This window comes from Bacillus paranthracis (assembly GCF_001883995.1).
In the GTDB taxonomy this organism is placed as follows: Bacteria; Bacillota; Bacilli; order Bacillales; family Bacillaceae_G; genus Bacillus_A; species Bacillus_A paranthracis.
The window spans coordinates 18440-40334 of the sequence record NZ_MACE01000056.1 but is presented as its reverse complement, the minus strand read 5'-3'; the positions used below and the strand labels follow the sequence as shown (position 1 = coordinate 40334).

Genomic DNA, 21895 nt, shown 5'->3' with positions numbered 1-21895 from the left:
ACCCCTTTCTTAGAATGAATCGAAGTCTTTTTGATTTGCTTTACGGGTTTTCTCTTTGTCTGGGTTCTCCATTTCTGCAAATTCAGCAATATAATCAAAGCAATCACCGATTGTCATTACTTCTAAATCCCAACTCGTTAATTTCGCTTTATAACAAAGAGCAAGGAACAAATCAGTGGTGAATTCTCCGTCACTGAAAGTCCCTTGCTCTCCATTACTTTTCTTTAGTTTTTTTTTGCTCCCATTGTACTTTGAATCATATCGTTAATCTCTGGAATGATTTCATAAATAGGAAATTCTTCAAATCCGTCTAACCATGTAATTGGATCCGAAAGATTTGGATCAGCGGTTTTAGCATATAACCAAACTAAATCATAAATAACTTCAAAATCTATTTTCTTTAAATCTACATTTGAGAGGTCAATAGAAGGCTGAGAACCATCTTGTGGTGTAAATGTACCAATGGCTCCTAAAGCCATCATATCAGCAAACAAATCACGTCTAAATTGCGCTTTGTAACGCTTAACCGTTGCTGCTGTACTTTTTAGTCGAACTTGCTTACCATCTATTACAATTGTTTTTTCCATCTAATTACGCTCCTTTTGGTGCTGTTGGTGTTTTCACATAGACCTTTTTGTACCAATTATCATGGATTGCCGGTGTAGTTTTAGAAGTTGTCTTTGTTTTCACCATCGGTCTACCACCAGTTGCTAGAATAATTGGGCTTGCGACGAATTTAAGCTCGTTTGTATTCGGTTCAGCTGAATTTGTTTTTGATTTTGATGAAATATTAGGGCGACTCGCTGAACAGTTATACATAACATGACGGGTTGCTTTCACATCACCATCAAACTCAAATAACAGTGCGAATGGTTTTCCTTTTGCATCAGCTAACTCATTTAATACACCATCTGTCTCATCTAATTGTTCACCTAATGCATCAATTGCAAATTGCTCCGGAAGGAGTGCAATATTTAACGTTCCTTCATAACCTTGGTTATTATCGGCTGAGTAATAAAGCATGTCATCGGCATAGAATTCAATTAAATCACCGCGTGGTTCATTTGTTAGTTCAACCGCACCAGGTAATGGAATCGGTGTTCCGAATGTAACTACCCCATCTTTTGTTTCATATGTTGCATAATGGACATTTTTCAATCCAAAACTTACTTTGTTCTCACTCATTTATATCAACCTCGTTTCATAATTTTTTTGAAATAGGTTTTCAGTTTCAATAAAAACCTCATAGGATTCATAAGGAATCTCATAATTATCTAAGATTTTTTCAAGAGTTGCTTCAGCAACTAAATCTTTTTTATTTGTATAAAGCTCGATACTTAAGTTATTTATCTTGTGATATACCTTGTTATCAGCCATTAAATTCGATGATCCGTCCACAAGAAAACAAATATAAGGTGGCGCTGAAACTGGATTAGTTGGCGTTGCTGTGAAATGTGAATAAGCCACAGGATAACCTGTAGCATCAAGGATTTTCTTTAATTCACCTAATGTCATTGTTGAATCGCCCTTTCGACACGTTCAATTAGTTCATTTATTGCTTTTTCTTCTGCCGGAGCAATGTGAACCTTAGCTGCTACACGGCCACCATTTGCTTTAGCATGTCCCTTTTCCAATAAATGTGTAAGTTGTGGTTTCAATGCATTATAAACAATGATTGCACTGCCATCCTTCTTTTTCCGCCAGCCTTTACCATACTTCCCTGTTTTCTTAGGACTTTTTTGTTTCAATTCATTCACAAGATTGGTCGCAACCTTTTCTTTAGCATCTTCTATATCTTCTTCTACTAGGTTAGCGTATCTTTGCAATTCCCTAGCAATATCACTTGCAAGAGTATCAATATTAGACACCGGCTTTCACCTCACAATAAAGTTCGATCTTTTCATCGTCTCTTTCATACGTGCGGTAAATGCTATATTCTTTATCTCGATACTTCACTTTTCGTTCATCTTGGTAATCCCAGACATGAACAATTAATATATGACTAGCCTTGATATTACTTTGTCCAGCTTGAAAGAATTCTGATTGAGGAACTGATTTTCTCTTGCAAAATACCTGTCTACTAAATACTTCATCTTCCTCAACTTGTCCTAGTTCATCTTTAGTAATTGTTATTACTGGGAATAGTAAAATATCATTCATTTATAGTCACCCGCTAAAGTTAGATGATTCTTAAGCATGTTATACGATGCTAAAAAACGTTCTGCCTCTTTTGCGTCTGAAATAAAATTAGCTTTTACATACGTAATAATTGCTCTTTTAATTAGAGGATCAGTGTTATCATTCGCCTTGAGATGAGAAACACCAGACAACTTCAAATCATATCGAGAGGCTTCAATTAAATCTTCAAGTTCATCATCAAGAGCACTATGTGAGATCCGTACCGCTTTCTTCACAACATCAAGCATCATATTCATTCACCAACTTGCTCTAGCTGTTTTAAAGCTTCCAGAGCGGCATCTTTACCCTTAATCTTTTCACCATTTGGAAGTTCGTAATACCCTCCTCCAACATGAACCGGTACTTTTAAGTCTTCTTGTTTATCTATAGTTCGTTCTTTATTCAAGAAACCTTTATCTTGTAAATACATTACACGCTCTGTGTCATTTGATTCATATGAATCTGCAACACTATAATGAACGAAAGTGAATTTATCTCGAAAAGCTCTTTTTACAACATATTTATTCAACGGTTTCCCACTCACTGTTAAACCTCCTTATACCATAAAGAAAAGCGACTATTATACAGTAGCCGCTTTCTTCACTCGTAAGAATCCATTTTTAGAAATTACGTTACCACCTGCAAAAACAGAACCTCTATGAGCAATCATACCTTGCTTGAATTTAAAGTCTGTAGATCGTTGAACGTCCATATCTGAGAAAATAGTAAGTTGATAGTTTGATAAAGGACCATATGCCATGCTATATTGTCCAGCTGTTGTTTTAGCATCAGAAACAGCCTTACAAGCACTATTAATAATGAATGGTACCCCATCAATTGTTCCAGAGTTACCTTGTGATACTACGTTATATACCTTTTTACCATCAGAAGTACGAAGCTTAGCAAATGCTTTTAAATCTAGTTTATTTAAAATCAATACCGCCGCATCTTCTACGTCTTCATCTCCACCATAGCTATAGATAATCTCATCCAATGTAGATGCATCAATTGCTGAAATTTCTAAATCTGTTTCTGAATCAATTGCCGTAGCTGCTGCTGAGAAAATACCAACAAGTCGATTCGTAGCACCTGTACCAATTAAAATTTCGCGAGTTAACTTTTTACGAGTAGCTACCGTGATCCCCTTCATTACTTCAGCATCATAATCAGCCGCCGGTAATTTTTGAAGCTCTTCTGTGTCCTCTGAATAAGCTGTAACTTTTGCTTTTGTGATATCTGCATATCCAAACGTTGTTTCTGATGTATTGTAGTCATTTCCTTCAGCTGTGTAATCACCTTCTCCATAACTTTTAATATATGGCTGTTGGTAACTCTCTCCACCTTTTAAAGTTTTAGAAGAAACTCGATCAATCAGTGTAGATACTTCATTGAAAGTTGGACGAATATCCGTTGCACTATGCTTAGGTAAAACTACATTACCACTTCCAACTGTAACAGCACGGTTTTCCATTAGAGCCTGTCCACGTTTTTCAGAAGTCTCTAATTCTACGTCTTGTTTTTGAGATTCATTGTTAAATGTTTCAACTGTACGCATTTCAGGCATTTGATTATTATTAATCTCCTCTGCTTCTTTTAATAATCTTTGTCGTGTTTCGATTTGTTTTTGTGTTTCTTCAAGGTCTCGTAATTCTGTTTCTAATGCTGCTAAGTCTACTTCCTTATCGCTTTGTAACATTGAGCGAATTTCTGATTTTCTAGTTAAAATTTCTTGTAATGTTTTCAAATGAATCTCTCCCTTATAAATATGTTTTTAAAATTAGTTTTTTACGTAATTCTTTTTGATTGCGTTCCTTCACAAATTGTTTATATGGGTCATGACTTCTAGCTGAAACTTGTGAATCAGGATAAGCTGGGAAAGCTACTGGACTAATCTCTAGTAACTTAGCTTTCGTTACACTACGAACTACATTGTCCGGATCTGATTCATCCCATTCTTCTTTGACCATTTGGAAACCAAAAGAAACACCGTCTACATCACCGCGTTTAATCGTCTCATATGTGTCATTTCCGAGTGTTGTATTGGCTAAGTCTAGTTCAAACCTTAGTCCAATCTCATCTTCAAATAAACGAAGAGTACCATTTTTAGTTCTTCCTAACACTTGTGATGTGTCGTGGCTCCATAAAGCTAATTGATCATCTTGAGTCAAGGACTCTGTGAAAGCTCCTTTTTTAAACTGCTCTTTAAATCGTTGCCAATAGCCCATTGTTACAGATTTCATTTCCCATTTAACTGCATAACCAGAAATTGTCCGAAGACCATTTTCTAATTCCCTAATTTCAAGAGCACTACTCAGTAGTTCCCTCTTTTCCGTCTTGTTCATTGTCATCACCTCCTTCATCAGTGACATTTCCTTCTTTAACTAAAGCTGTATCTAATCTTCTAATCGGCTTAGATCCACCTTCAATTGGTCCAAGTGAAAGAATTGAACGCCATTCATTTGGTGTCATAGCTCCTCTATCAACCATTTGAACTAAGTCCATCTTTGTACTTAAAGAAGCGTATTGAAGTGAAGAGGATTCAAAGATAATCTTGTTACCAAATCCCCTTTCTCGACGTGAAAAAAGCTTCCTGGTATATTCCCCAGCAAGCTGCATTGCAAATGGCTCAATTTCTGATTCATAATAAGCTGTCCATTCATCCTCGTTGTATTTACTTTGGATAATCTTTTCGTTTGTATTAAAGAAATTATAAATACGTTGTACTGTTTCTTGCATCTGCTTTGAATCTGGTACAAACGCTTCAGGTTTCACTTGTTCTAAATCATACCTCGGATCAGAAGAAGCTGCTCCACCATCATTCGAGATATTCAAATAGTTGTTCACAAAGTTTTTCACCTGACTATCAATATCTTCTTGTTTTAATACTGACTTAAACTTAAGAATCCACTTTACTACTGCACTATTTTTAATAGCTTTAACAATACCTTGATCAGTAGTTGTAACAATCTCCATTAACTGAGCTAATGCATTACCAGGATGTTCTCCGAAAAAGTCATTATCATTAAAGTCTTTACGCAAATGAATGATATCTGTATACGGAATCGTCATCTGCTTACCATTTTTAAAATAAAACTTTAAAAAGATGTCTCCCTGTGCACCTTCTACAACTTCAACTGTTGTACATGGAATAGGATAAACCTCAGTTGGATAACCAAAATCATCACGCTTAATATAAGCGAATGCATTATGATTCAACTCTAATTGAACAGCCATTTTCTCTTGAAACATTTGTCCTGTCATCAATGGATTAGGCTCTTCCAGTAAAAATCTCATATAAGAATCTGGATTTACCTTAAATTCAGTAGAGTTATCTCGTATATGTTTGGCTATCAGCTTACCGACTGCTTTTGCTTTAGGACGTATACAAGCTCGTATAATGTCACTTTGATAGATGTCCCCATTCCACGCAAAAAAACCTCCACCATTATCGTTTATCATTTCAAAACGAGTTGTAGTAGGAGCCTGTTTCTTTCCAAATATCTTATCAAATAACCCCAAATTCTCACCTCCTTCTTAAATCATGTTGAGGTAGTCATTTCGTTTTTCTTGAAGAACTACATATGCATTTAAAAGTGCTGCTGTGCCATCAATACGACGTCGTTGGTTCTTTGTTTTATTTGGTTGTATATTTAAATTTTTATCAACATCTATGGCTGTGTTGGAAAGACACCACTTGTCAATCGTGTGGTTATTATAGTTTATTAGCTTAGATTCTAAGTCAGCCCCTAAAAGTTTCATCGGGCTAGAAAGGGTCTGTTTACCTTGTGCGATAGGAATCATCGCTTCCTTCCCGAAATACCCTTGCATGTCCTCAACCCAGTAATTCGCTGACCATTTATCATAGCCAATCCAAGGGAGATAAATGCCATATTCATCTCGTATTTCTAAAAACCATTTCGTAACAAATTTATAATGAACGGAATTTCCCGGTGTTGTTCTTAATATTCCTTGCTCGTGCCATAAATTATATGGAATTTTATCTTCTTTACTTCGCTGCTCCAATAAATCTTCTGGAAGCCAATACATCTGCTTCACATAAATATGTGGGTCCTCTGGAACCATAAAAATAACCTTCGCTGCTGTTAAATCGGTAGTTGAAGATAAATCGCAACCACCAATTCCATAGGAAGGCTTTAGCTTTTCTATATCAAAAGTTTCAGGATTATTTAGTTGTTCAAAAGTCAGCCATGCTTCTGTTGAAGTTTCTCTTATATTAAAATCTTTCGTTAGTAAGTTTTTTACCAACAAAGAATTTGCTTTTGCCTTGTTTACTTTTGTTTCAAGTTGGTCTATCTTTTTTATCGATCCAAGCCCAGGATTTGCTTTCTTCCACTTTGATGGGTCAGTCCATTCCTCTCGTTTATCCAACTCATAGATTATAGGTAAAAAACGATCATCCTTATATCCATCCGGATCATCGAGTCCATTTAACAACATTTCTGCTTCTTCATATTTCATATCATACACTGACTCTCGGACAGTTCCGGCTGTTGTAATCATAAATATCATTGGCTGTTCTCGTGAAGAAGTACCATCTACAATAACGTCATATAAGTTTTTATCTTTCCAAGCATGGATTTCATCCATCATAGCACCATGTACGTTAAGTCCATCTAAAGTTTCACTATCAGAGCCAAGTGGTTTAAAGGTACTGTCGTTCCATTCAGAGACCATTTCAGATACTAAAGGTTTAATACGCTTTAATAGTGCTGGTGACTTCTTTACCATTCGCTTTGATTCTAGCCAAACTAATTTCGCCTGGTCTTTCTTAGTTGCTACCGCATAAACTTCTGAACCTGGTTCCCCATCTGCTATTTGCAAATACAATCCAATACCTGAACCAACAGTAGATTTTCCGTTTTTACGAGCAACTACAAGTAATACTTCTCTGTATTTTCTTGTGCCATCTATTCCATGTACAAACCCAAATGCTGCTGCAATAAATGCCTTTTGCCATACTTCTAAAACAATTGGTTTTCCGCCCCATTTTCCCTTTGAGTGCTTACAAAAGTTTTCGATGAACTCAATGGCATGGTTCGCTTTCTTTGAGTCGTATTCATATATACTTTCTTTATCATCAATATCACTTACTAATTTCTTATATATTCTACGAACTTTTTCACTAACAATTTCTTTTCCCGATTCAATAAGGCTATAATATTCAATGATTGGGTTATAAGACAAAGGATATTGTATCCTCATTTATTCATCACAAAGTCATCAAACCCATCATCCTTCTCCTTACTTTCAACTGGTTTTTTAGGTATGTAATCACCCAACTGCTTCATTATCGTTTGATAACTTTTATTCATAGCTATATATCTTCTTGCCGCTGGTCTTTCTCTTTCATAAGGCTCTTGATTCTCTGATTGCGAGAACATTTCATCGTAACCATTTTCATCAAGATCTTTACGTACATCTTCTAGTCGAACACGTAAATCTGCCGCTTCAACAATTAGCCCCTCTACTACCAAGAGGGTATCTTTTGGCATTTCTTTATATATACGTTTAAGTCTGTTTATTTCTTTGTTAACCCGTTCTTCTTTTGTTAATTCTTTCTTTATCGCCATAAATAACACCTCATCTCTTCTGCATTTTGGGTAGGGGGGTCACGCGAAATGACCTGTGTATTACTTGAAGGTACCTCATCGGTCCTTCGAGAGCTTGAAAAATGATTTTGAAATGGGGGGGCTTTTATTTCTTTGGAAATATCAGCGTTTATTTTTTATTTTGATTTTTATTCTTTTTTATTAAATCCCCATTCTCATCAAACATTACTCCTTCAACAACTGGACTATTCTTCTCATGATGTTCACGGTTGTGACAATCCTGACATAAAAGTTCTAAGTTATTAAAGCTCAATGTAATCTCTGGGTTATTTATATTCTCTGGTGTTATATAATCCTTATGATGAACAATCTTTCCTGTCCCTTTACACCTCTCACATAATCCATATCTAAATTTAAAATATGAATCCCTACACTTCTTCCATGCTGTGGATTTATAAAACCTCTTTGCATATTCCTTTGCCATGCATCCACCTCAAAACAAATAACCGCTCAATGTTGAACGGTTATCCTTTATATAAAGTTATACGAAACCCAATACGGTAAATGAAGTTTTATATAACATAATTGTTATTAATCCCTATCTACTATTAGGTGGCTTTTGTACGACAAAAATAAAGCTTTTATCTCTCATTGGACAGACTGATATTGAATGCAAATACTCTCAATAACTTCCCTTTCAACATTATATATCCTTATATTATTTTATAAAAAAATATAGATTAATTAATCGAATTACCTTTACACGTATTATAATACGTGTTATAATAAGAGTATAGAAAGGAGGGAATAAGGGAGATGGACATTCTAGATATGTTAGACAAAGTAAGCGGGATTTCTTCTTTCATCTTAGCGATTTACATACTTCTCAAAGAAAGCAAAGAAGAAAAAAATAAGCGTCCTCAACGCAAAGGTTCAAGCCGACCAAGCACAAAACCTAAGCGAAGAAAACGCAAGTAACCCATTGGGAAACTCAACCAACTGGTTGGGTTTCTCAAAAAAATATTATCATCTCCCATATCAATATGTCAAAAACTTCATTGATTTTAAATACTATTTGTTTGTTTTTAACAATTCGTTTCTTTATTGTTACCGACTTTTCTAATTTACAAATGTTAGACATTATCTACTTAATAGTGATTATTTTATGGATTCTGGTCTTCACCATTTCACTCATCAAGAAATTTAAGAAGTAAATCCATTACACTATATTTAGCAGGAGGAAAACAAATGAGCACTTATCAAGACCGCTATATCTACCCATCTATTTTTGATTTTTCTAATGAGCAGGTTACTGTTACATTTCCTGATTTAACAGATTGTCATGCTAATGGTGATAACTATGAGGATGCTTTTGAAATGGCTAAAAAGACATTAGCAACTCATCTATACGAAATAGAAGAGCAAAAAGGAAGTATTCCATCAGCTTCTAATCCAGCTTCTATTCAAACTAAAGAGAATCAAGTTATTGGTTTAATGGAAGTATGGATGCCACCGTTCCGTAGTGAAATTGAAAATAAAGCAGTAAAGAAAACATTAACTATTCCTCATTGGCTTGATAAAATGGGAAAAGCTAATAATGTAAACTACTCACAAGTGTTACAAGATGCATTAAAAAAGCATTTAGGTGTTATTGAAAACAAGAACGTATAAAAGAGATGAATTATCTTCATCTCTTTTTTCTTTACTATAAAAAAGAAATAACCGTCTAACATGAACGGCTATTTCTCTTCATAGGAACTATTTTTACTATTCTATACTATTTTTTCTTATGAATAATTTTCCTTAAAAATGCATTTACATTTCTAGATACTACTTAAATCTTTTAGGGCACGTTCCATATTTATCGTGTATTCAGACCTACGCAACAATAAAAATACTTTCAAAAAATATGGGAATTCCTCATATTCTTTTGCTGTAACTTCTATTCTTTTCAAAACAATAGGTCTCATCTTTTCTCTATCAAAACTATTAATTTCACAAGTAATTTTCGGTACATCATTATATATATACTCAACAGAGAAGTGTGTTAATTCATTAAATTCATCTGATTCTATATAGAATTCAGCACCTACACAGGAACTTCGATAAATTATTATAGAATCTAGAACTGATACAAAAGCAACAGTTAAATCAAAGTATGTCTCAATTTCTGTTATCTTTGGTATCTCATAACTGTGTTCTAACTTATTTCTTATGCCATTAAGTCTAGTAAGTGAACGAGAGTTAAAAACACCTGACTTGCTAAAGAACTCCATTTTTTTATCGAAGCCTAAATTACTTTTTTTCACAATCTTAGATAACCCTAAAACCTGCAAACACATATCCATTTGGCACTCTATAGCTCTTTTTAAATGAGAAATACAATTAATTAAATGAATCTTATTCATATCATCTTTTTCATTACTTATTTGCTCTAATTCATATTCGGCAAACTTAATAAAATCATGAGAGTCTAAATCATAATCTGGAATATTAGGTTCATTAAAACTAAGTGATGAATTCTCCATAACTGGAAAGTAATTCATCAGGATTCCCCTTAGTTCTTCTGATTTTTTTAATGTATTAACTACCACTCAACTTTCCCCCTCCCTCAAACCAAAACTTATTTAATCATTCATCATAAGGACGATACTTACTTCTTAATCCTTCTAATTCTTTCTTCTTCTCTTCAATGTCTTCACGTAGAAACAAACTCACTCGTTCCATTTTCTTAAATGGCACAAGTTTACCATCTTTAATCATTTTACTAATTCTCGCTTTACTAATCCCTAAAACATCCATTACCTCTGGTGTCGTTAGCACCTCATCATGTAAAAAAGAAAGCAGTTGCTCTTTATCCTCAAACTTGTACATTCTATTCACCTCTTTTTTCTTTAAAAATGTCATAGAGTCGAAATAACGTATTTATAATATAAAGAACTAAAAGAATAATTAGCAAGATATCCAAAACGGTTTTTAAAATACCTGTCTCAACTGAATCTCGAGAATAAGAAAAATAAAACAGTGTAACAAAAATAATTAAGAAGTTGGATGAATCACTTGTTTTTTTCATATTGTTTACAAATTGGCAAGTTGTTATAATGTGTATAGAAGAGAGAAGGTGCGCTTCTCTCTTCCGCTCAAAATCATTTTCGTTTACGTCTGGCTGGGCGTTTTCGTTTGGTTTTGAGCTTTTTTACTTTTTCGTGGATGACTAGGACTTTTTCGATGATTGTTAGTGCTGTAAGTATCATTCCTAGTATCAGTGCTAACTTTGCCAATTTGTTTCCCCCCTTTCGTTCTTTCTATATTTATTATATCATATCTATTTACCTAAGTAAATAGAATTAGGCATTATTTTCTATTTTTTTTAAATCTTTTTTCTTACTAGAAGCAAAATTTTTATCAGGTATCTTTTATGATTTCTTCCAAATGAAAAAGCACCTTTTATAGATGCTCTTTCTACTTATATATTATTTATCGTTTTTCTTTTCTAAGTTTATTTTCTTCGCATGATTCATTTCATAATTCCTATACCCTGTATTCTTTTCAAAATAAACGTAGTTAGGACGAATAAAGTATAAAAAAACAGTAGTAATATACCAAAATATGCTATTATCAAATTTATAAAGGGAATTAATAAGGGGGAAGTAGTGTTGCATAAAGAATTGAACTCATTTATTGATGATAGTAAAAAACATTTAGAAGAGTTAAAAGCAGAAAGAAAACTTAATTTATTATTATCCCACATAATCGAAGAATTAGAAGCAATTTTATCTAAAGCACCCAATACTTCTAATGTTATAGTTCAAGGACGAATAAAAGGTTCAAGTAGTTTACACGAAAAGATATTAAGAAAACGATACTTCCAGCGCTATAGCGGAGATGCAAAAACATTCGTTGAAGATTTACCCGATTTGATTGGGTTAAGAATAATTTGCTTACTTAATAAAGATGAGGAGCAGATTTATAAATATTTAAGATCTCAGTTTAGCACTGCCTTTTCCGACGAATTTTCCATACATAAAGATAAAGACACCGATGCTTTTCCATTTTTCTTATTTAGTAATAGTCCACAGCCTGAGACTCAACAAAATGGGAATGATATTTTTAGAATAAACATGGAATATATTGAAAAAGACCAACCTCCTATTAAAATTGAATTACAAATTAAATCCTTAGCTCATATGTTTTGGGGAGAAATGGAGCACATGTTATTTTATAAGAACTACACATACCATTTAAATAGTAGTTTTTATACAAAAATCATGAAATCTATAGATGATGTTCTTAAAAGCGTTGATTCACAATTAACAACAATGCATTCTCAACTTTCTAACGAAAATTATCTACTTCGCCAAACAGATGAGATTAAAGAACTAATTGCAAAGACATTATATGATAAAGTTCAACCACAGGTAAAAAGTAGAATCGGAGTAGATATTGATTTGCGAGAGGTCTACAATATCATCGTTCAACTACTCTTTGTTGAATCTAAAAATGTAGATGAGATATTAGTTCAATCTGCAGGTCATTTCCAAAAAATATCAGCCCTAGCTTTAAAAGAAGAAGATTTTTCATATCAAGTGAATGAACTTCAATGGCAATGTGATGATAAACTCCTTCCACTAGTTAAAAAGATTGATAGCCTAGCTAATTCAGGCGATGTTTTCTGGAATTATCTTATAGCTATATACAAAAAAATTACAACTAATACTTATCAATCGACAATTCAGGATATCGTAATGAAGTTAATGAGACCATTAACTGTACGTTATCAAGAGAGTTTTGAAATTTCTACCGATTTGTCAATCCTATTCAATAATGGTATTATCCAAGGAATAATTGAAGCCTTTAGTACATATGAAAAAGTGGACTTTTTCTTAGAAAATTCTCATCAAAAACGTATACTTAATATTATTGAAGACACCATAGTATTCCACCAATTTTCTTGCGAAGATATTCTTGCAGAAAATTTGAAGGAGCCAGAAAAATTATTCTTCACTAATACAATCTCATGTTTAATAAAACTTCAATTACATTATTATTTAAATGGAAAAATCAATGATACCTATATTACAGAACTCCTTACATTAATTAAAGAAGATACTGTATGGACTCCAGCAATTAACCTTGAAGTCCTTACTAATCTGGCAGAGAAGAAAACAAATATAAAAACATTACAAGAGTTGTCTGAGATATTATGTTTCACTAATAAAAGTACAGAAGGGAAGAAAGAGCATGAAAAAACAATTTCTTAAAATAAATCAATTTGGGATAAACCTTTACATCATTTCATTAAACATTGATGAACTAATAGATTTGTATACGATAGCTTTATATGACCCTTCAACAGAAGAAGGCTATCAGAGACCCCCTATTCCAACACACTATCGAAATATAGGAAAGTATCTTCAAACATCAGATCCTATTCTACCTTCAGCTATATTAGCTGCTGTAGATAAAACACAAATAAATTTTTCATCTGATAATATTGAAATAGAAGGAAAAATACGCATAGTAGATGGTCAACATAGAATTGAAGGCTTTAAATATTTAAAGAAAATGAATCCTGCTAGGTATGAAGAATTAAAAAACACTCTATTTCCAGTTATCATAATGGAAAGCAATCTAAAAGATGAAACATATGAAGTTGAAGCCTTTATCAACTTAAATAGTAAAGGAAAAAAAGTCAGTACCGACCTTGCTATTAGATTAAGAGACAAAATAAGAAAACAAAAAAATAATTATTATGAAGATGAATCTTCTTTAATAGAAACCCTAGCTACAGCTATTACATTAGATGTAAATGATAATTTTGTGTTCCCATATTGGCATGAAGCTATAAAAACTAGTCCGAACGATAAGAATACGATAATAAGTATAAATGCGTTCAATAATTCTTTGAAACCGCTAATATCAACATTCCTTAAATACCAAGAAGTAAAAAATGATATCCAAGCAAATAAATTTAAAAAATTACTCTTAAACCTTCTTATCGATGCTTGGGGAGAAGTTCATAAAACTTGGCGTGCATGTTTTAATAACAATGACTTAACTTTCGATAAAAACTATAATATCCAAAAGGGTATTGGTGTGAATGCATTGCACATCATTTTAGCAGATTGCATTGAAAAGTGCTCAGGTGACCTTAAAGAAGCATTCTTCATGTTTACCGATATAATCAATCGTTCGAATATTAGTAGTACGGCTTGGACTTCAGGAGGAACTTTTAGTGGTAATAATTCAGCCGCCGGTTTCAAAAAATTAGCAAACTATATTACTACGAGTGGACAGGAAGCTCTTTTTTAAAAAATTGAAGTATGTTCAATAAAATTTTATCTTTTCTAAAAATCCTCTACTGCTATACAGTAGAGGATTTTTACTTTCTTCATATTCCATTTTTATAAGCTTATCTATTTCTAATTAGGTAATTCCTTTAATAATTTATCACTTAATTGTTCCAGAATTTGCAAAGGTCCTATTTTTTTATTTTTGTAATATTCTACGGCCTCTAGTCTCCAGGTAGTATCTCCCATTTCACTGTACCTTTGTCTTAGAACTCGAATTGCCCCTATAGCTTGATGTGCCCAATCTACAAACTCACCTTTATTCCAATATAAAACATTTTGAGCAAAAACTGCAGCATCCTTTTCAATATAATTAGCCGTTGTAATCATAATTGGATAAATTTGAGCATTTGTATTTAAATCATTTGTTTTTTCTTTAAGCCAAACTGGGTGCCCAATTGCCTGTTTTACATCCCGTGTAGGAATTCTCTTTTCTTCTGATTCATAAATCTTATCCTCAGCTACAATACATATACTATTATCTACACTCCACCAAGGATCTGGAGCTGAACTTATTTCAGAATTACTTGATTTATATCCTAAAAATTCCCCTAACTGTTCATGACCTATTTCAAATTTCTTTCCATCCATAGACGTTATATTATCTATAATTTCAGTAACCTTTTGTTCAAATTTACGATCACTTGAAAGTCCTAACTTATCTAGATTGACCTCAAGATTCTCTATTAAAATTGGAATAAAAGGATCCTGTTGCTCAATTTGTTGTTCTTTTCCTGTTAAACTAGCTAATTTATTTAACCAAGGAATTACTCTCGTACAGGCAGCCGCTTGATTATAATATTCATACACTTTTGATGCATAAGTATTAATACCATATTTAGATGCTATCCATGCTGTACTACCTGCAATATAATACCAAAAACTTCTATACCCTTTAACATCATCCCCTGATACGCATCCTAACGTTTTATGGATATTTTCCATTGCATAGTCAAAATTTTGATTCCATAATGCATATATAAATTGGACCTCAAACTGAGCTGCCTCCAATAATTTTTCTGCTGCCGGCAGATTTACTTGCTCTTTTTCATCTCTTTCTTCTAAAATATCTTCATCAGCCGCATTCCAGTCATCTTTGTGCTCTAGGAAAATCCCCAGATTCTCTAATAATTCATCTGGACTTTCTATAGTCCTTGATTGATCATACCCAAATATAATTTCTGCCTGAAGTTCTGGATGGAATAATTCAAGCTTTTTTTGTGGCACCAATTCATCTATTAGTTCTTGTCCCAGTATACAAATTGCAGCATAATCTACAGGATGACGTGTACATCTTCCCAACGCTTGTACTAATCGTGTTCTAATTCGATCATTAAAAAGTATCGCTGCAGACATTCTTGACATTAAAAATTTCTCTTGAAGATGAGTTGCTTTAGGTATACCTTTCAAAATTAATAGTCTACAATCATCATCAGCTAAATCTATACCTTCAAATCGATTAGCCAATATTGAAACAACACCATTTTCTTTTGTAAATATATCCTTGGATTTCTCCATTTCCTTTGCATTTATTATCTGATATCCTGTTTCTTTATTTATACTTTCTTCTAGACCTGTTCCATTTTTCTCATCTGGGACTAATACTAAGCTTCTATCCACCTGTGTAATCATTTTCATTGTAAGCCTAGTTGCTTGTTCCTCATTCATAGTCGCTTCAGGAAAAATAAATAATCTTCTTCCTAACCCTTGCTTATCCCATCCGTCTGGAGCTGGTAACCTATGTATTTTAGGTACGCCAATCATTCTTTCAAGGTCACCATTTAACCCTAAGGTAGCAGACATATATATTCTTTGTTTAGCATTATTAAACGCCTCATGGGATAAAGTAGGTGGAATAAGCGGTCTAATTAATAATTCATTCCAACTCATATATAAGTGACAAGCATGCAAATTATTTCTTATCATTCCCCATGGATAACTTAAGCTTGTTCCCTTTACACTAGCGTCAATTAACGGGATGAGTTTGTTCAAATATTCATAAAAATATGTAGTTGGTAATTTTTCTACCATCGCCTTCTCTTGAGAGAAGGGATCTTGTGCCTTCATAGTCTCATAGTTACTATGTGTTAACGCTGGTCGTAATAGCTCAATAACTTGATGATAGAGACCCGCATTGTTAAACCTATTAATTGTTAAAGACCACAATGACGCAATATAATTTTCCGCTGCATGGGCATCATCGAATATAATAATGTCTGCATCATTAAAAAATGTATTTGTATTAAATAAGCCACTATACGTTGTAACAGCTATAGTTTCTCCCCTTCTATATTGCGATTTCATCTCAGGGCTATATTCAGCTTGTTTACCAATAAAAGCACTAGTTTTAATACCATACTTTCTTTCAGAATCTTCCACAACTTGATTTACTAATTGTTTTGTTGGACATAAATAAACGACTTTTTCTTTTTTTACTCTTCTACGATATTCAGCAATCAATAGTCCAACTAATGTTTTCCCACTACCTGTTGGTAACTCTACGGCTACATCCTTTAAATTAAAAACATTTTCTGCCATATACTTTTCTATCATTTCTGTTTGATGATCAAGTAGACCCATTATTTTTCTGTTTTTCAGATCTCTAAATAAACTGATTGGACTTGCAACCGCACTATTAGTTTTGGTTCGTTTTTTAAAAGCCATTTTCTCCCTCCTTAATAACTAATCAAATACATTATAACGCGTTATATACAAAAAAATAAATATAAAAACCTCATCCGCAATTGCAGAAGAGGCTTTCTTTTACCTGTCTTGATATTTTCTTTTCAGCTCGTTCTATCATGGACTGTACCGTACTACATGTAATGCTTAGGTATTTAGCTATTTCCCTATATGTTAAACAATATCCCCTAGACATTAAGTACACTTCCTTCTCTCGCTCCGTTAACAACGATAGTGCATCTTCTAACCTAACCTTATCCCATTCACCAATTGCGTGTTCTTGCTGATGATTATCCCACTCATATAAATTATCATCCATGCTACGAAAATACCTTTGCATCAGTAACGGATCACACGCTCTTTCTCTCTGATATGCAGCCAACCTTTCAACCCCTCTACGATTTCCCGGTCTTCTAGCCTTTTCCATCCATTCTAAGGAATAAATAATGTCACTAATCATATCAGTTAGAACCTTTATATCTTCCTCTTTAGCATCCTTTTGAGCCTCTCTCAATTGCTTTAAAGTCGTGTTATATTGCTTAATCAAATCCTGCATAACCTATCCCTCCTTATAAACAAAAAAGAACACCGTATATAGACTGTACTTCTCTACATAACAGTGTTCTTTTATTACTTTCATATTTAATTTCTACGCTTCTCTCACTACACAAGTGAATTCCACTTATACAGTCAGAGAAACGGAAAACCGTTCCTCATAGACACAAATCGGTAAGTGTAGCTGATGCTTCTAATTAGTTTGGTAAAGTTCAAGAGAGAAATAAAGTGTTGAGGTGCCCCACGCCTCTTTGAACCGAGGAAAGTATGATTAGCAATTGGACATTCGGAAGGAACATCCTCGGCTCAAAGAGAGGTGTAACCCTCTCCCTCGTTGGTCGGACCCTTACTTACGTTTATTCGTGAGTAAACTATAATTAATTGCCCTAGCCCGAGAAATTTAGATAAATCAAGAAACAACATACAGTACCATTTCCGTGGCAGTTCTTATTACACTTTTAATAATATAAGAATTCATAAAATATTTTTTATCAATATTTTATCTAAATAAAAACCATCTATTTGTATAGATGGTCTAATTAATACTACGTTATACTAATTTTTTGGATTTAAGAATTGAATCTGTGTATATTTCCTTCAATTCAATATATATTTTCTTCAGATATAAATACTGTGCTTGTAGTTCATTTAAACTACTTTTTTCACCATTAAACTTAAGAATGCTTCTAAAATAATCCGTTCTAAGTTGTTGATATTTATATATATCCAATCCTTCGAAAGTAGAATTGAATTCCTTTGAAATTCTGTCTATCTTAGAACGCAGTATCTGTATGTTTTCTGTGAAATATTCGCGATTTTCATAATTCCTCTTTTGTTTTATATACTCAAAATTATCCTCTTTAGCTAACTCCCTTTGTACCTCAATACTACCATCAGGATAAATACGTTCATTTAAATCATTATAGTCCCCAAGATAAGCAAGTTCATTCGAATCATTATAAGTTCTAATATACTCATCAGGTTCTAGAGACTTATTGTAGCTTTTAATAAATTCAGCAGGTGTAATATAATTATTCAAATATATATCTTCATTTTGGAGATTGTTTTCCCTTAGATCCTCCATCTCCTTTATTACATCTGTATTTACTTGCTCTTGTAAAAATTCTTTAATATAGCTCATAAAGCTATCCGTTTTATACATATAAAAATCAACATTAGCTTCTTTTTTAAATTCATTCAACAATTCAATTCTCGGGCCTATTGTTCTTCCTTTCTGAATTTCCCACCAATCTTCTTTTACGTCATCCGTAACGAAAACTATTGTTTTCTGGTCTTCTTTTGCTTTATCTATAATTTGCTTCCAAACAACTAAATCACCAAATTTATCTTTATAAATAACATCATCATACTCTTTAGTACGATCCTTTTTAGTCTTCTCATCTTCATATCCAGGTGGAAATTTCTTTTGATAACGCTTTTCTCCCTCTTCATAAATGCTTTCTAATACTGTTTTCGAATAAGGCTCACTTACTTTTCCTTCATACATATGATTCAACTTCGCTAAAATAGTATCATTATTTAGTAAATTCGGATGCTCTTCTTCATTTTTTTTCAGATCATTAATAAGTGAATCCAACGAATTTCTTATCTGCTGTGTTATACTATCCATCTGGATTTTTGGGTGTCTATTATTAAATCCTTTTTTTAAATTTGCAATAAAATCATTAGCTTGTGAATCAATTTTTTTACAAATATTTTCATAAGCCATTTTTTGTTCTAAAATTACAGATACTCGATTAAAATGGAATTCTAACCCTACCTGGTACGGCATCCATAACTGGTCTTTAATTTTCTCTAGCAAACCTAATAATTCATTTCTAGTAGATTCTGAATACCTATATAAATTAAGCAAAACGTTTGTATCAATTATAAAATAACAATCATTGAACATCTCTTTGTATTCTTCTGTATTACATTTATAAAATTCCGGAAAAATCTGTTTCATAATATATCCTCCTACCACTTAGCTAACCAAACATATCCAACTATATCATATTTTTCTATTTTTTTATATTAATCATCAACTTCAATAAACTTCCTCGGAATAGCCCCTTAACTGTTCTATAGCTATCTTTTGTGCATGTTCTTCACTATCTATCAAAGAAAACCCTTGATTGATAGAACTCCAAAACTCATATCCGCAATCTTCCATCCACCTATAAACTTCTGTTGTATACAAACCATCTTTTCGTTTTATTATTTCAACTTTATATTGCTTACTTGGAGAATATAGTTCTCTCACCACTTGTCCCATGATTTCATTCTCTCCTTAAAAATATTTCTACAGTTATTCAAAAAGAAGCCACCTATTTTCACAGATGGCTCACCCTGACTGATTATAAGATTAGAATTTCTCACGTAATCCTTCTAATTCTTTTTTCTTCACTTCAGTATCCACACATAAAAATAAAATAAACTTGTCCAATTTCTTTACGGATTCAATTTTCTCTCTTTAATTAATCCATTCTCGCACGTTTTACACCTAATATTTCAGATGCTTCGTTTGCAGTAACCACCTCATTACATATGAAATCGTTTTTTCTTGCAATAATATAATCCCAAATCCTTTTAATCTGCAAGTCTTGAGAGATCTATGTCACTTAAAGTAATGTCTATTATTTTTCTGGTGTTACAACTTCAATAATTCCTGTAAAAATATCAATCAAAATAATAGGCAATAAGAACATCTGTATCAAAGTAATTTCTTTAGGCCATTCAAATGATACCTCTTTCACACTCGCATCATATTGGAATAATAATGTAAATGCAAATAACAAAATACTTATACACACTTTTAAAAGTGTTAACCCTTTTTTTACTGCATTGGGGCTCATATTAGATCGAAGCATTATGATACACCCTACGAAATAAGCAGCGGCTATAATAAAAAATGACTTCAGTATAGGCTCAGCTTGTTCCATAGACAATTTAAAAATCTCAATGTTCATTAGATAACCCCTCCTCTCTCTAATAAATATCAATATAACAATTACGATATATAATGTTATACCGTTTTAAAACTTTATTCAAACTGTATTATTCATATCAGAAAGTTATTAACCCTCCACCTCAATCTTTAATATATAAGCAATTTTCGTTTACTTGAAAAAAGAAATTTCCTTATTAAGGAAATTTCTTTTTAACTTCAAACATTTATCGTATAATTATTTAGAATTTATATTTTTTTATGGAAGGAGATACACAATTTGGATTTTGATTTTGATGAATTAAGTGATGGCGCATTAGAAATTATCAGTAAAGATATAGGGACAAACAATGAAATAATTTATATTATAAGCATTAGAAAATATGATCTTTCCTGGCGTTTTCTTCCTGATGGTCAACCTACTTCAGATATTAATCATTTATCATATAATGATGGTGAACCTTGCCCGGTTTGTTGTAGTTCTAGCGCCCCTGCAATCTGCCCAGCAAATGACCTTATTAGAACGGCTTTTTATAAAAGTGTACGATTACGAGGACTTTTTATTTAATATGAAAAATAACCCTCCTTTTTTACAGAGGGTTACTCTTCATGTCCTTAAAATATTTTTTCGTATCATTTACTATCCTTTCCCTCTACCTCTATTCCCAGCTTATAAGCCAACTCACACAAAGCCCTATTCCTCTTCCTATAATAATCTGGCTGAGACATATTCAATATCCTACACATTTTTACCCAACTAGGCTTCTCTTTCCCTAAATAAGCTAATTCAATGAGCTGCTTTTCGCACGCATTCAGCTTCCCTACACCTTTTCTTATTTCTTGAATATAGTTGATTCGCTCTAAAACTGTTTTACTCATGCCGATCACCTTACCATTTTGTACACGTTCAATATCTCTTTCATCTATACTTAATAAAAATAAGTGATACTTTTTCAAAGCTTGAAGCACATTCTTCTTTGTCTGCTCTTTGTTAAGAACAGGTAGGGCAATATCCAACATATTCTCACTCCTTCACCATTTTCAAAAATGTATCCAACGGCATAACTACCAACCACGGTTTTCTATCAGCTTTTATTGCCAATGCATCTGGCTGTTCGCGTTCATCCTCCAACCAGTTGTATAACGTCTTGAATCCTTCTTTCCTCGCCTTCACTTCCCATTCAAGACCTAAACCCTTCACATCATTTGAATAGCCATCCATCGCACCAGAGAGCGGTACACGAGCACCGCCTATCAAACTAGCAAATTCTCTTTCACGTCTCATTCCTTTATCTCTTTGACTTTTCCCATCTATAAATCTCCATTTCTTTAATAGGATTATTTTATTAAGTTTCTATAAAATGGTAATTAATATATAATTAAATTATTAAAATATTAGGTGGTGATACAAATGACTGATACAATCCGAATTATTCTGTTCACTCTTGTAGGAATAAGTGCCGTATTTTCTGTAATTAAAGAGTTTCAAAAACCAGAAAAAAATAAATTTTGGATTACATTTGAATCTTTAATTCTGATTGGGGCAGCCTGGATGTTAATAGGGCTTATCATGTAACCTACATAATTAGTAAATCCACCCTGAATAAAACTCA

Annotated in this window: 31 protein-coding genes; 6 read left to right on the top strand and 25 right to left on the bottom strand. The window is 33.0% G+C overall.

All coding sequences use genetic code 11. The annotated features are described in order from the left end of the window. Positions 1-9 precede the first annotated feature (9 nt). The 14 genes from BAQ46_RS30785 to BAQ46_RS22145 form a co-directional block, all read right to left on the bottom strand. Positions 10-171, bottom strand: a complete 162-nt coding sequence (locus BAQ46_RS30785) for a hypothetical protein (protein WP_000477711.1) — start codon at positions 169-171, stop codon at positions 10-12. Between the two features lie 53 nt (positions 172-224). Then, complete coding sequence (locus BAQ46_RS22205; RefSeq protein WP_071742797.1) at positions 225-587, bottom strand: hypothetical protein; 363 nt, start codon at positions 585-587, stop codon at positions 225-227. A 4-nt stretch (positions 588-591) separates the two neighbouring features. After that, positions 592-1185, bottom strand: coding sequence for a major tail protein (locus BAQ46_RS22200; RefSeq protein ID WP_001293690.1), 594 nt, complete (start codon positions 1183-1185; stop codon positions 592-594). After that, on the bottom strand, positions 1186-1515 hold the full coding sequence (locus tag BAQ46_RS22195; RefSeq protein ID WP_071742795.1) for a hypothetical protein: 330 nt from the start codon (positions 1513-1515) through the stop codon (positions 1186-1188). After that, on the bottom strand, positions 1512-1868 hold the full coding sequence (locus BAQ46_RS22190) for an HK97 gp10 family phage protein (protein ID WP_000065124.1): 357 nt from the start codon (positions 1866-1868) through the stop codon (positions 1512-1514). The genes BAQ46_RS22195 and BAQ46_RS22190 overlap by 4 nt, the downstream gene beginning before the upstream one ends. Further along, on the bottom strand, positions 1861-2160 hold the full coding sequence (locus BAQ46_RS22185; RefSeq protein ID WP_000997895.1) for a phage head closure protein: 300 nt from the start codon (positions 2158-2160) through the stop codon (positions 1861-1863). The genes BAQ46_RS22190 and BAQ46_RS22185 overlap by 8 nt, the downstream gene beginning before the upstream one ends. Further along, on the bottom strand, positions 2157-2429 hold the full coding sequence (locus BAQ46_RS22180) for a head-tail connector protein (RefSeq protein ID WP_071742794.1): 273 nt from the start codon (positions 2427-2429) through the stop codon (positions 2157-2159). Before BAQ46_RS22180 ends, BAQ46_RS22185 begins: the two co-directional genes overlap by 4 nt. Positions 2430-2431: 2 nt before the next feature. Further along, complete coding sequence (locus tag BAQ46_RS22175) at positions 2432-2722, bottom strand: hypothetical protein (protein WP_071742792.1); 291 nt, start codon at positions 2720-2722, stop codon at positions 2432-2434. A gap of 36 nt (positions 2723-2758) precedes the next feature. Further along, positions 2759-3922, bottom strand: coding sequence for a phage major capsid protein (locus tag BAQ46_RS22170; RefSeq protein ID WP_071742790.1), 1164 nt, complete (start codon positions 3920-3922; stop codon positions 2759-2761). Positions 3923-3935: 13 nt separating this feature from the next. Then, on the bottom strand, positions 3936-4520 hold the full coding sequence (locus BAQ46_RS22165; RefSeq protein ID WP_001043897.1) for an HK97 family phage prohead protease: 585 nt from the start codon (positions 4518-4520) through the stop codon (positions 3936-3938). After that, positions 4486-5697 (bottom strand): phage portal protein, encoded by a 1212-nt coding sequence (locus tag BAQ46_RS22160; RefSeq protein ID WP_000522230.1) that lies wholly within the window; start codon positions 5695-5697, stop codon positions 4486-4488. The genes BAQ46_RS22165 and BAQ46_RS22160 overlap by 35 nt, the downstream gene beginning before the upstream one ends. A 15-nt stretch (positions 5698-5712) precedes the next feature. Then, positions 5713-7401 carry a terminase large subunit gene (locus tag BAQ46_RS22155; protein ID WP_071742784.1) on the bottom strand — a complete coding sequence of 563 codons (1689 nt, stop codon included), beginning with the start codon at positions 7399-7401 and terminating at the stop codon, positions 5713-5715. Beyond that, a complete protein-coding gene (locus BAQ46_RS22150) occupies positions 7398-7769 on the bottom strand; it encodes a hypothetical protein (RefSeq protein WP_016091266.1) in 372 nt (123 codons plus the stop codon). The genes BAQ46_RS22155 and BAQ46_RS22150 overlap by 4 nt, the downstream gene beginning before the upstream one ends. Before the next feature lie 148 nt (positions 7770-7917). Further along, on the bottom strand, positions 7918-8232 hold the full coding sequence (locus BAQ46_RS22145; RefSeq protein WP_071742772.1) for an HNH endonuclease signature motif containing protein: 315 nt from the start codon (positions 8230-8232) through the stop codon (positions 7918-7920). Between the two features lie 332 nt (positions 8233-8564). On the opposite strand from BAQ46_RS22145, the gene BAQ46_RS30780 reads away from it, so the two are divergent. Next, on the top strand, positions 8565-8726 hold the full coding sequence (locus BAQ46_RS30780; RefSeq protein WP_049106707.1) for a hypothetical protein: 162 nt from the start codon (positions 8565-8567) through the stop codon (positions 8724-8726). A gap of 270 nt (positions 8727-8996) precedes the next feature. Continuing rightward, on the top strand, positions 8997-9419 hold the full coding sequence (locus BAQ46_RS22135; protein WP_071742770.1) for a type II toxin-antitoxin system HicB family antitoxin: 423 nt from the start codon (positions 8997-8999) through the stop codon (positions 9417-9419). 152 nt (positions 9420-9571) lie between these two features. Here the strand turns inward: BAQ46_RS22135 and BAQ46_RS22130 are convergent, their stop codons facing one another. The 3 genes from BAQ46_RS22130 to BAQ46_RS31440 form a co-directional block, all read right to left on the bottom strand. Next, entirely contained in the window at positions 9572-10342 is a 771-nt protein-coding gene (locus tag BAQ46_RS22130) for a hypothetical protein (protein WP_071742768.1), read from the bottom strand. 37 nt (positions 10343-10379) lie between these two features. Then, on the bottom strand, positions 10380-10655 hold the full coding sequence (locus BAQ46_RS22125) for a helix-turn-helix transcriptional regulator (RefSeq protein WP_084638364.1): 276 nt from the start codon (positions 10653-10655) through the stop codon (positions 10380-10382). A gap of 239 nt (positions 10656-10894) precedes the next feature. Then, positions 10895-11029, bottom strand: a complete 135-nt coding sequence (locus tag BAQ46_RS31440) for a hypothetical protein (RefSeq protein ID WP_001086026.1) — start codon at positions 11027-11029, stop codon at positions 10895-10897. A gap of 375 nt (positions 11030-11404) precedes the next feature. Here BAQ46_RS31440 and BAQ46_RS22115 point away from each other — a divergent pair, with 375 nt between their 5' ends. Both BAQ46_RS22115 and BAQ46_RS22110 read left to right on the top strand, forming a co-directional pair. Beyond that, positions 11405-13009 carry a RelA/SpoT domain-containing protein gene (locus BAQ46_RS22115; protein ID WP_071742764.1) on the top strand — a complete coding sequence of 535 codons (1605 nt, stop codon included), beginning with the start codon at positions 11405-11407 and terminating at the stop codon, positions 13007-13009. Then, positions 12990-14060, top strand: coding sequence for a DGQHR domain-containing protein (locus BAQ46_RS22110; protein WP_071742763.1), 1071 nt, complete (start codon positions 12990-12992; stop codon positions 14058-14060). The genes BAQ46_RS22115 and BAQ46_RS22110 overlap by 20 nt, the downstream gene beginning before the upstream one ends. A 110-nt stretch (positions 14061-14170) precedes the next feature. Here BAQ46_RS22110 and BAQ46_RS22105 read toward each other — a convergent pair whose 3' ends face one another. The 6 genes from BAQ46_RS22105 to BAQ46_RS22080 form a co-directional block, all read right to left on the bottom strand. After that, positions 14171-16762, bottom strand: coding sequence for a DEAD/DEAH box helicase (locus tag BAQ46_RS22105; protein ID WP_071742761.1), 2592 nt, complete (start codon positions 16760-16762; stop codon positions 14171-14173). Between the two features lie 70 nt (positions 16763-16832). Further along, a complete protein-coding gene (locus tag BAQ46_RS22100) occupies positions 16833-17336 on the bottom strand; it encodes a sigma-70 family RNA polymerase sigma factor (RefSeq protein WP_071742759.1) in 504 nt (167 codons plus the stop codon). A 549-nt stretch (positions 17337-17885) separates the two neighbouring features. Next, positions 17886-19301, bottom strand: coding sequence for a PIN-like domain-containing protein (locus BAQ46_RS22095; RefSeq protein ID WP_071742757.1), 1416 nt, complete (start codon positions 19299-19301; stop codon positions 17886-17888). Positions 19302-19382: 81 nt separating this feature from the next. After that, complete coding sequence (locus BAQ46_RS22090) at positions 19383-19610, bottom strand: hypothetical protein (RefSeq protein WP_071742755.1); 228 nt, start codon at positions 19608-19610, stop codon at positions 19383-19385. 202 nt (positions 19611-19812) lie between these two features. After that, positions 19813-19935 carry a hypothetical protein gene (locus BAQ46_RS31435; protein WP_282957223.1) on the bottom strand — a complete coding sequence of 41 codons (123 nt, stop codon included), beginning with the start codon at positions 19933-19935 and terminating at the stop codon, positions 19813-19815. 36 nt (positions 19936-19971) lie between these two features. Further along, a complete protein-coding gene (locus tag BAQ46_RS22080; protein WP_071742753.1) occupies positions 19972-20304 on the bottom strand; it encodes a hypothetical protein in 333 nt (110 codons plus the stop codon). 258 nt (positions 20305-20562) lie between these two features. Here BAQ46_RS22080 and BAQ46_RS22075 point away from each other — a divergent pair, with 258 nt between their 5' ends. Then, positions 20563-20850 carry a hypothetical protein gene (locus BAQ46_RS22075; RefSeq protein ID WP_071742751.1) on the top strand — a complete coding sequence of 96 codons (288 nt, stop codon included), beginning with the start codon at positions 20563-20565 and terminating at the stop codon, positions 20848-20850. 65 nt (positions 20851-20915) lie between these two features. Here the strand turns inward: BAQ46_RS22075 and BAQ46_RS22070 are convergent, their stop codons facing one another. Both BAQ46_RS22070 and BAQ46_RS22065 read right to left on the bottom strand, forming a co-directional pair. Then, positions 20916-21302, bottom strand: a complete 387-nt coding sequence (locus BAQ46_RS22070) for an ArpU family phage packaging/lysis transcriptional regulator (RefSeq protein ID WP_071742750.1) — start codon at positions 21300-21302, stop codon at positions 20916-20918. Positions 21303-21306: 4 nt separating this feature from the next. Continuing rightward, positions 21307-21567 carry a hypothetical protein gene (locus BAQ46_RS22065; RefSeq protein ID WP_071742747.1) on the bottom strand — a complete coding sequence of 87 codons (261 nt, stop codon included), beginning with the start codon at positions 21565-21567 and terminating at the stop codon, positions 21307-21309. 126 nt (positions 21568-21693) lie between these two features. Between BAQ46_RS22065 and BAQ46_RS30775 the strand changes: the two genes are divergently transcribed. After that, positions 21694-21858: a hypothetical protein gene (locus tag BAQ46_RS30775; RefSeq protein WP_000132659.1), complete on the top strand. Its 165-nt coding sequence runs from the start codon at positions 21694-21696 to the stop codon at positions 21856-21858. Positions 21859-21895 lie beyond the last annotated feature (37 nt).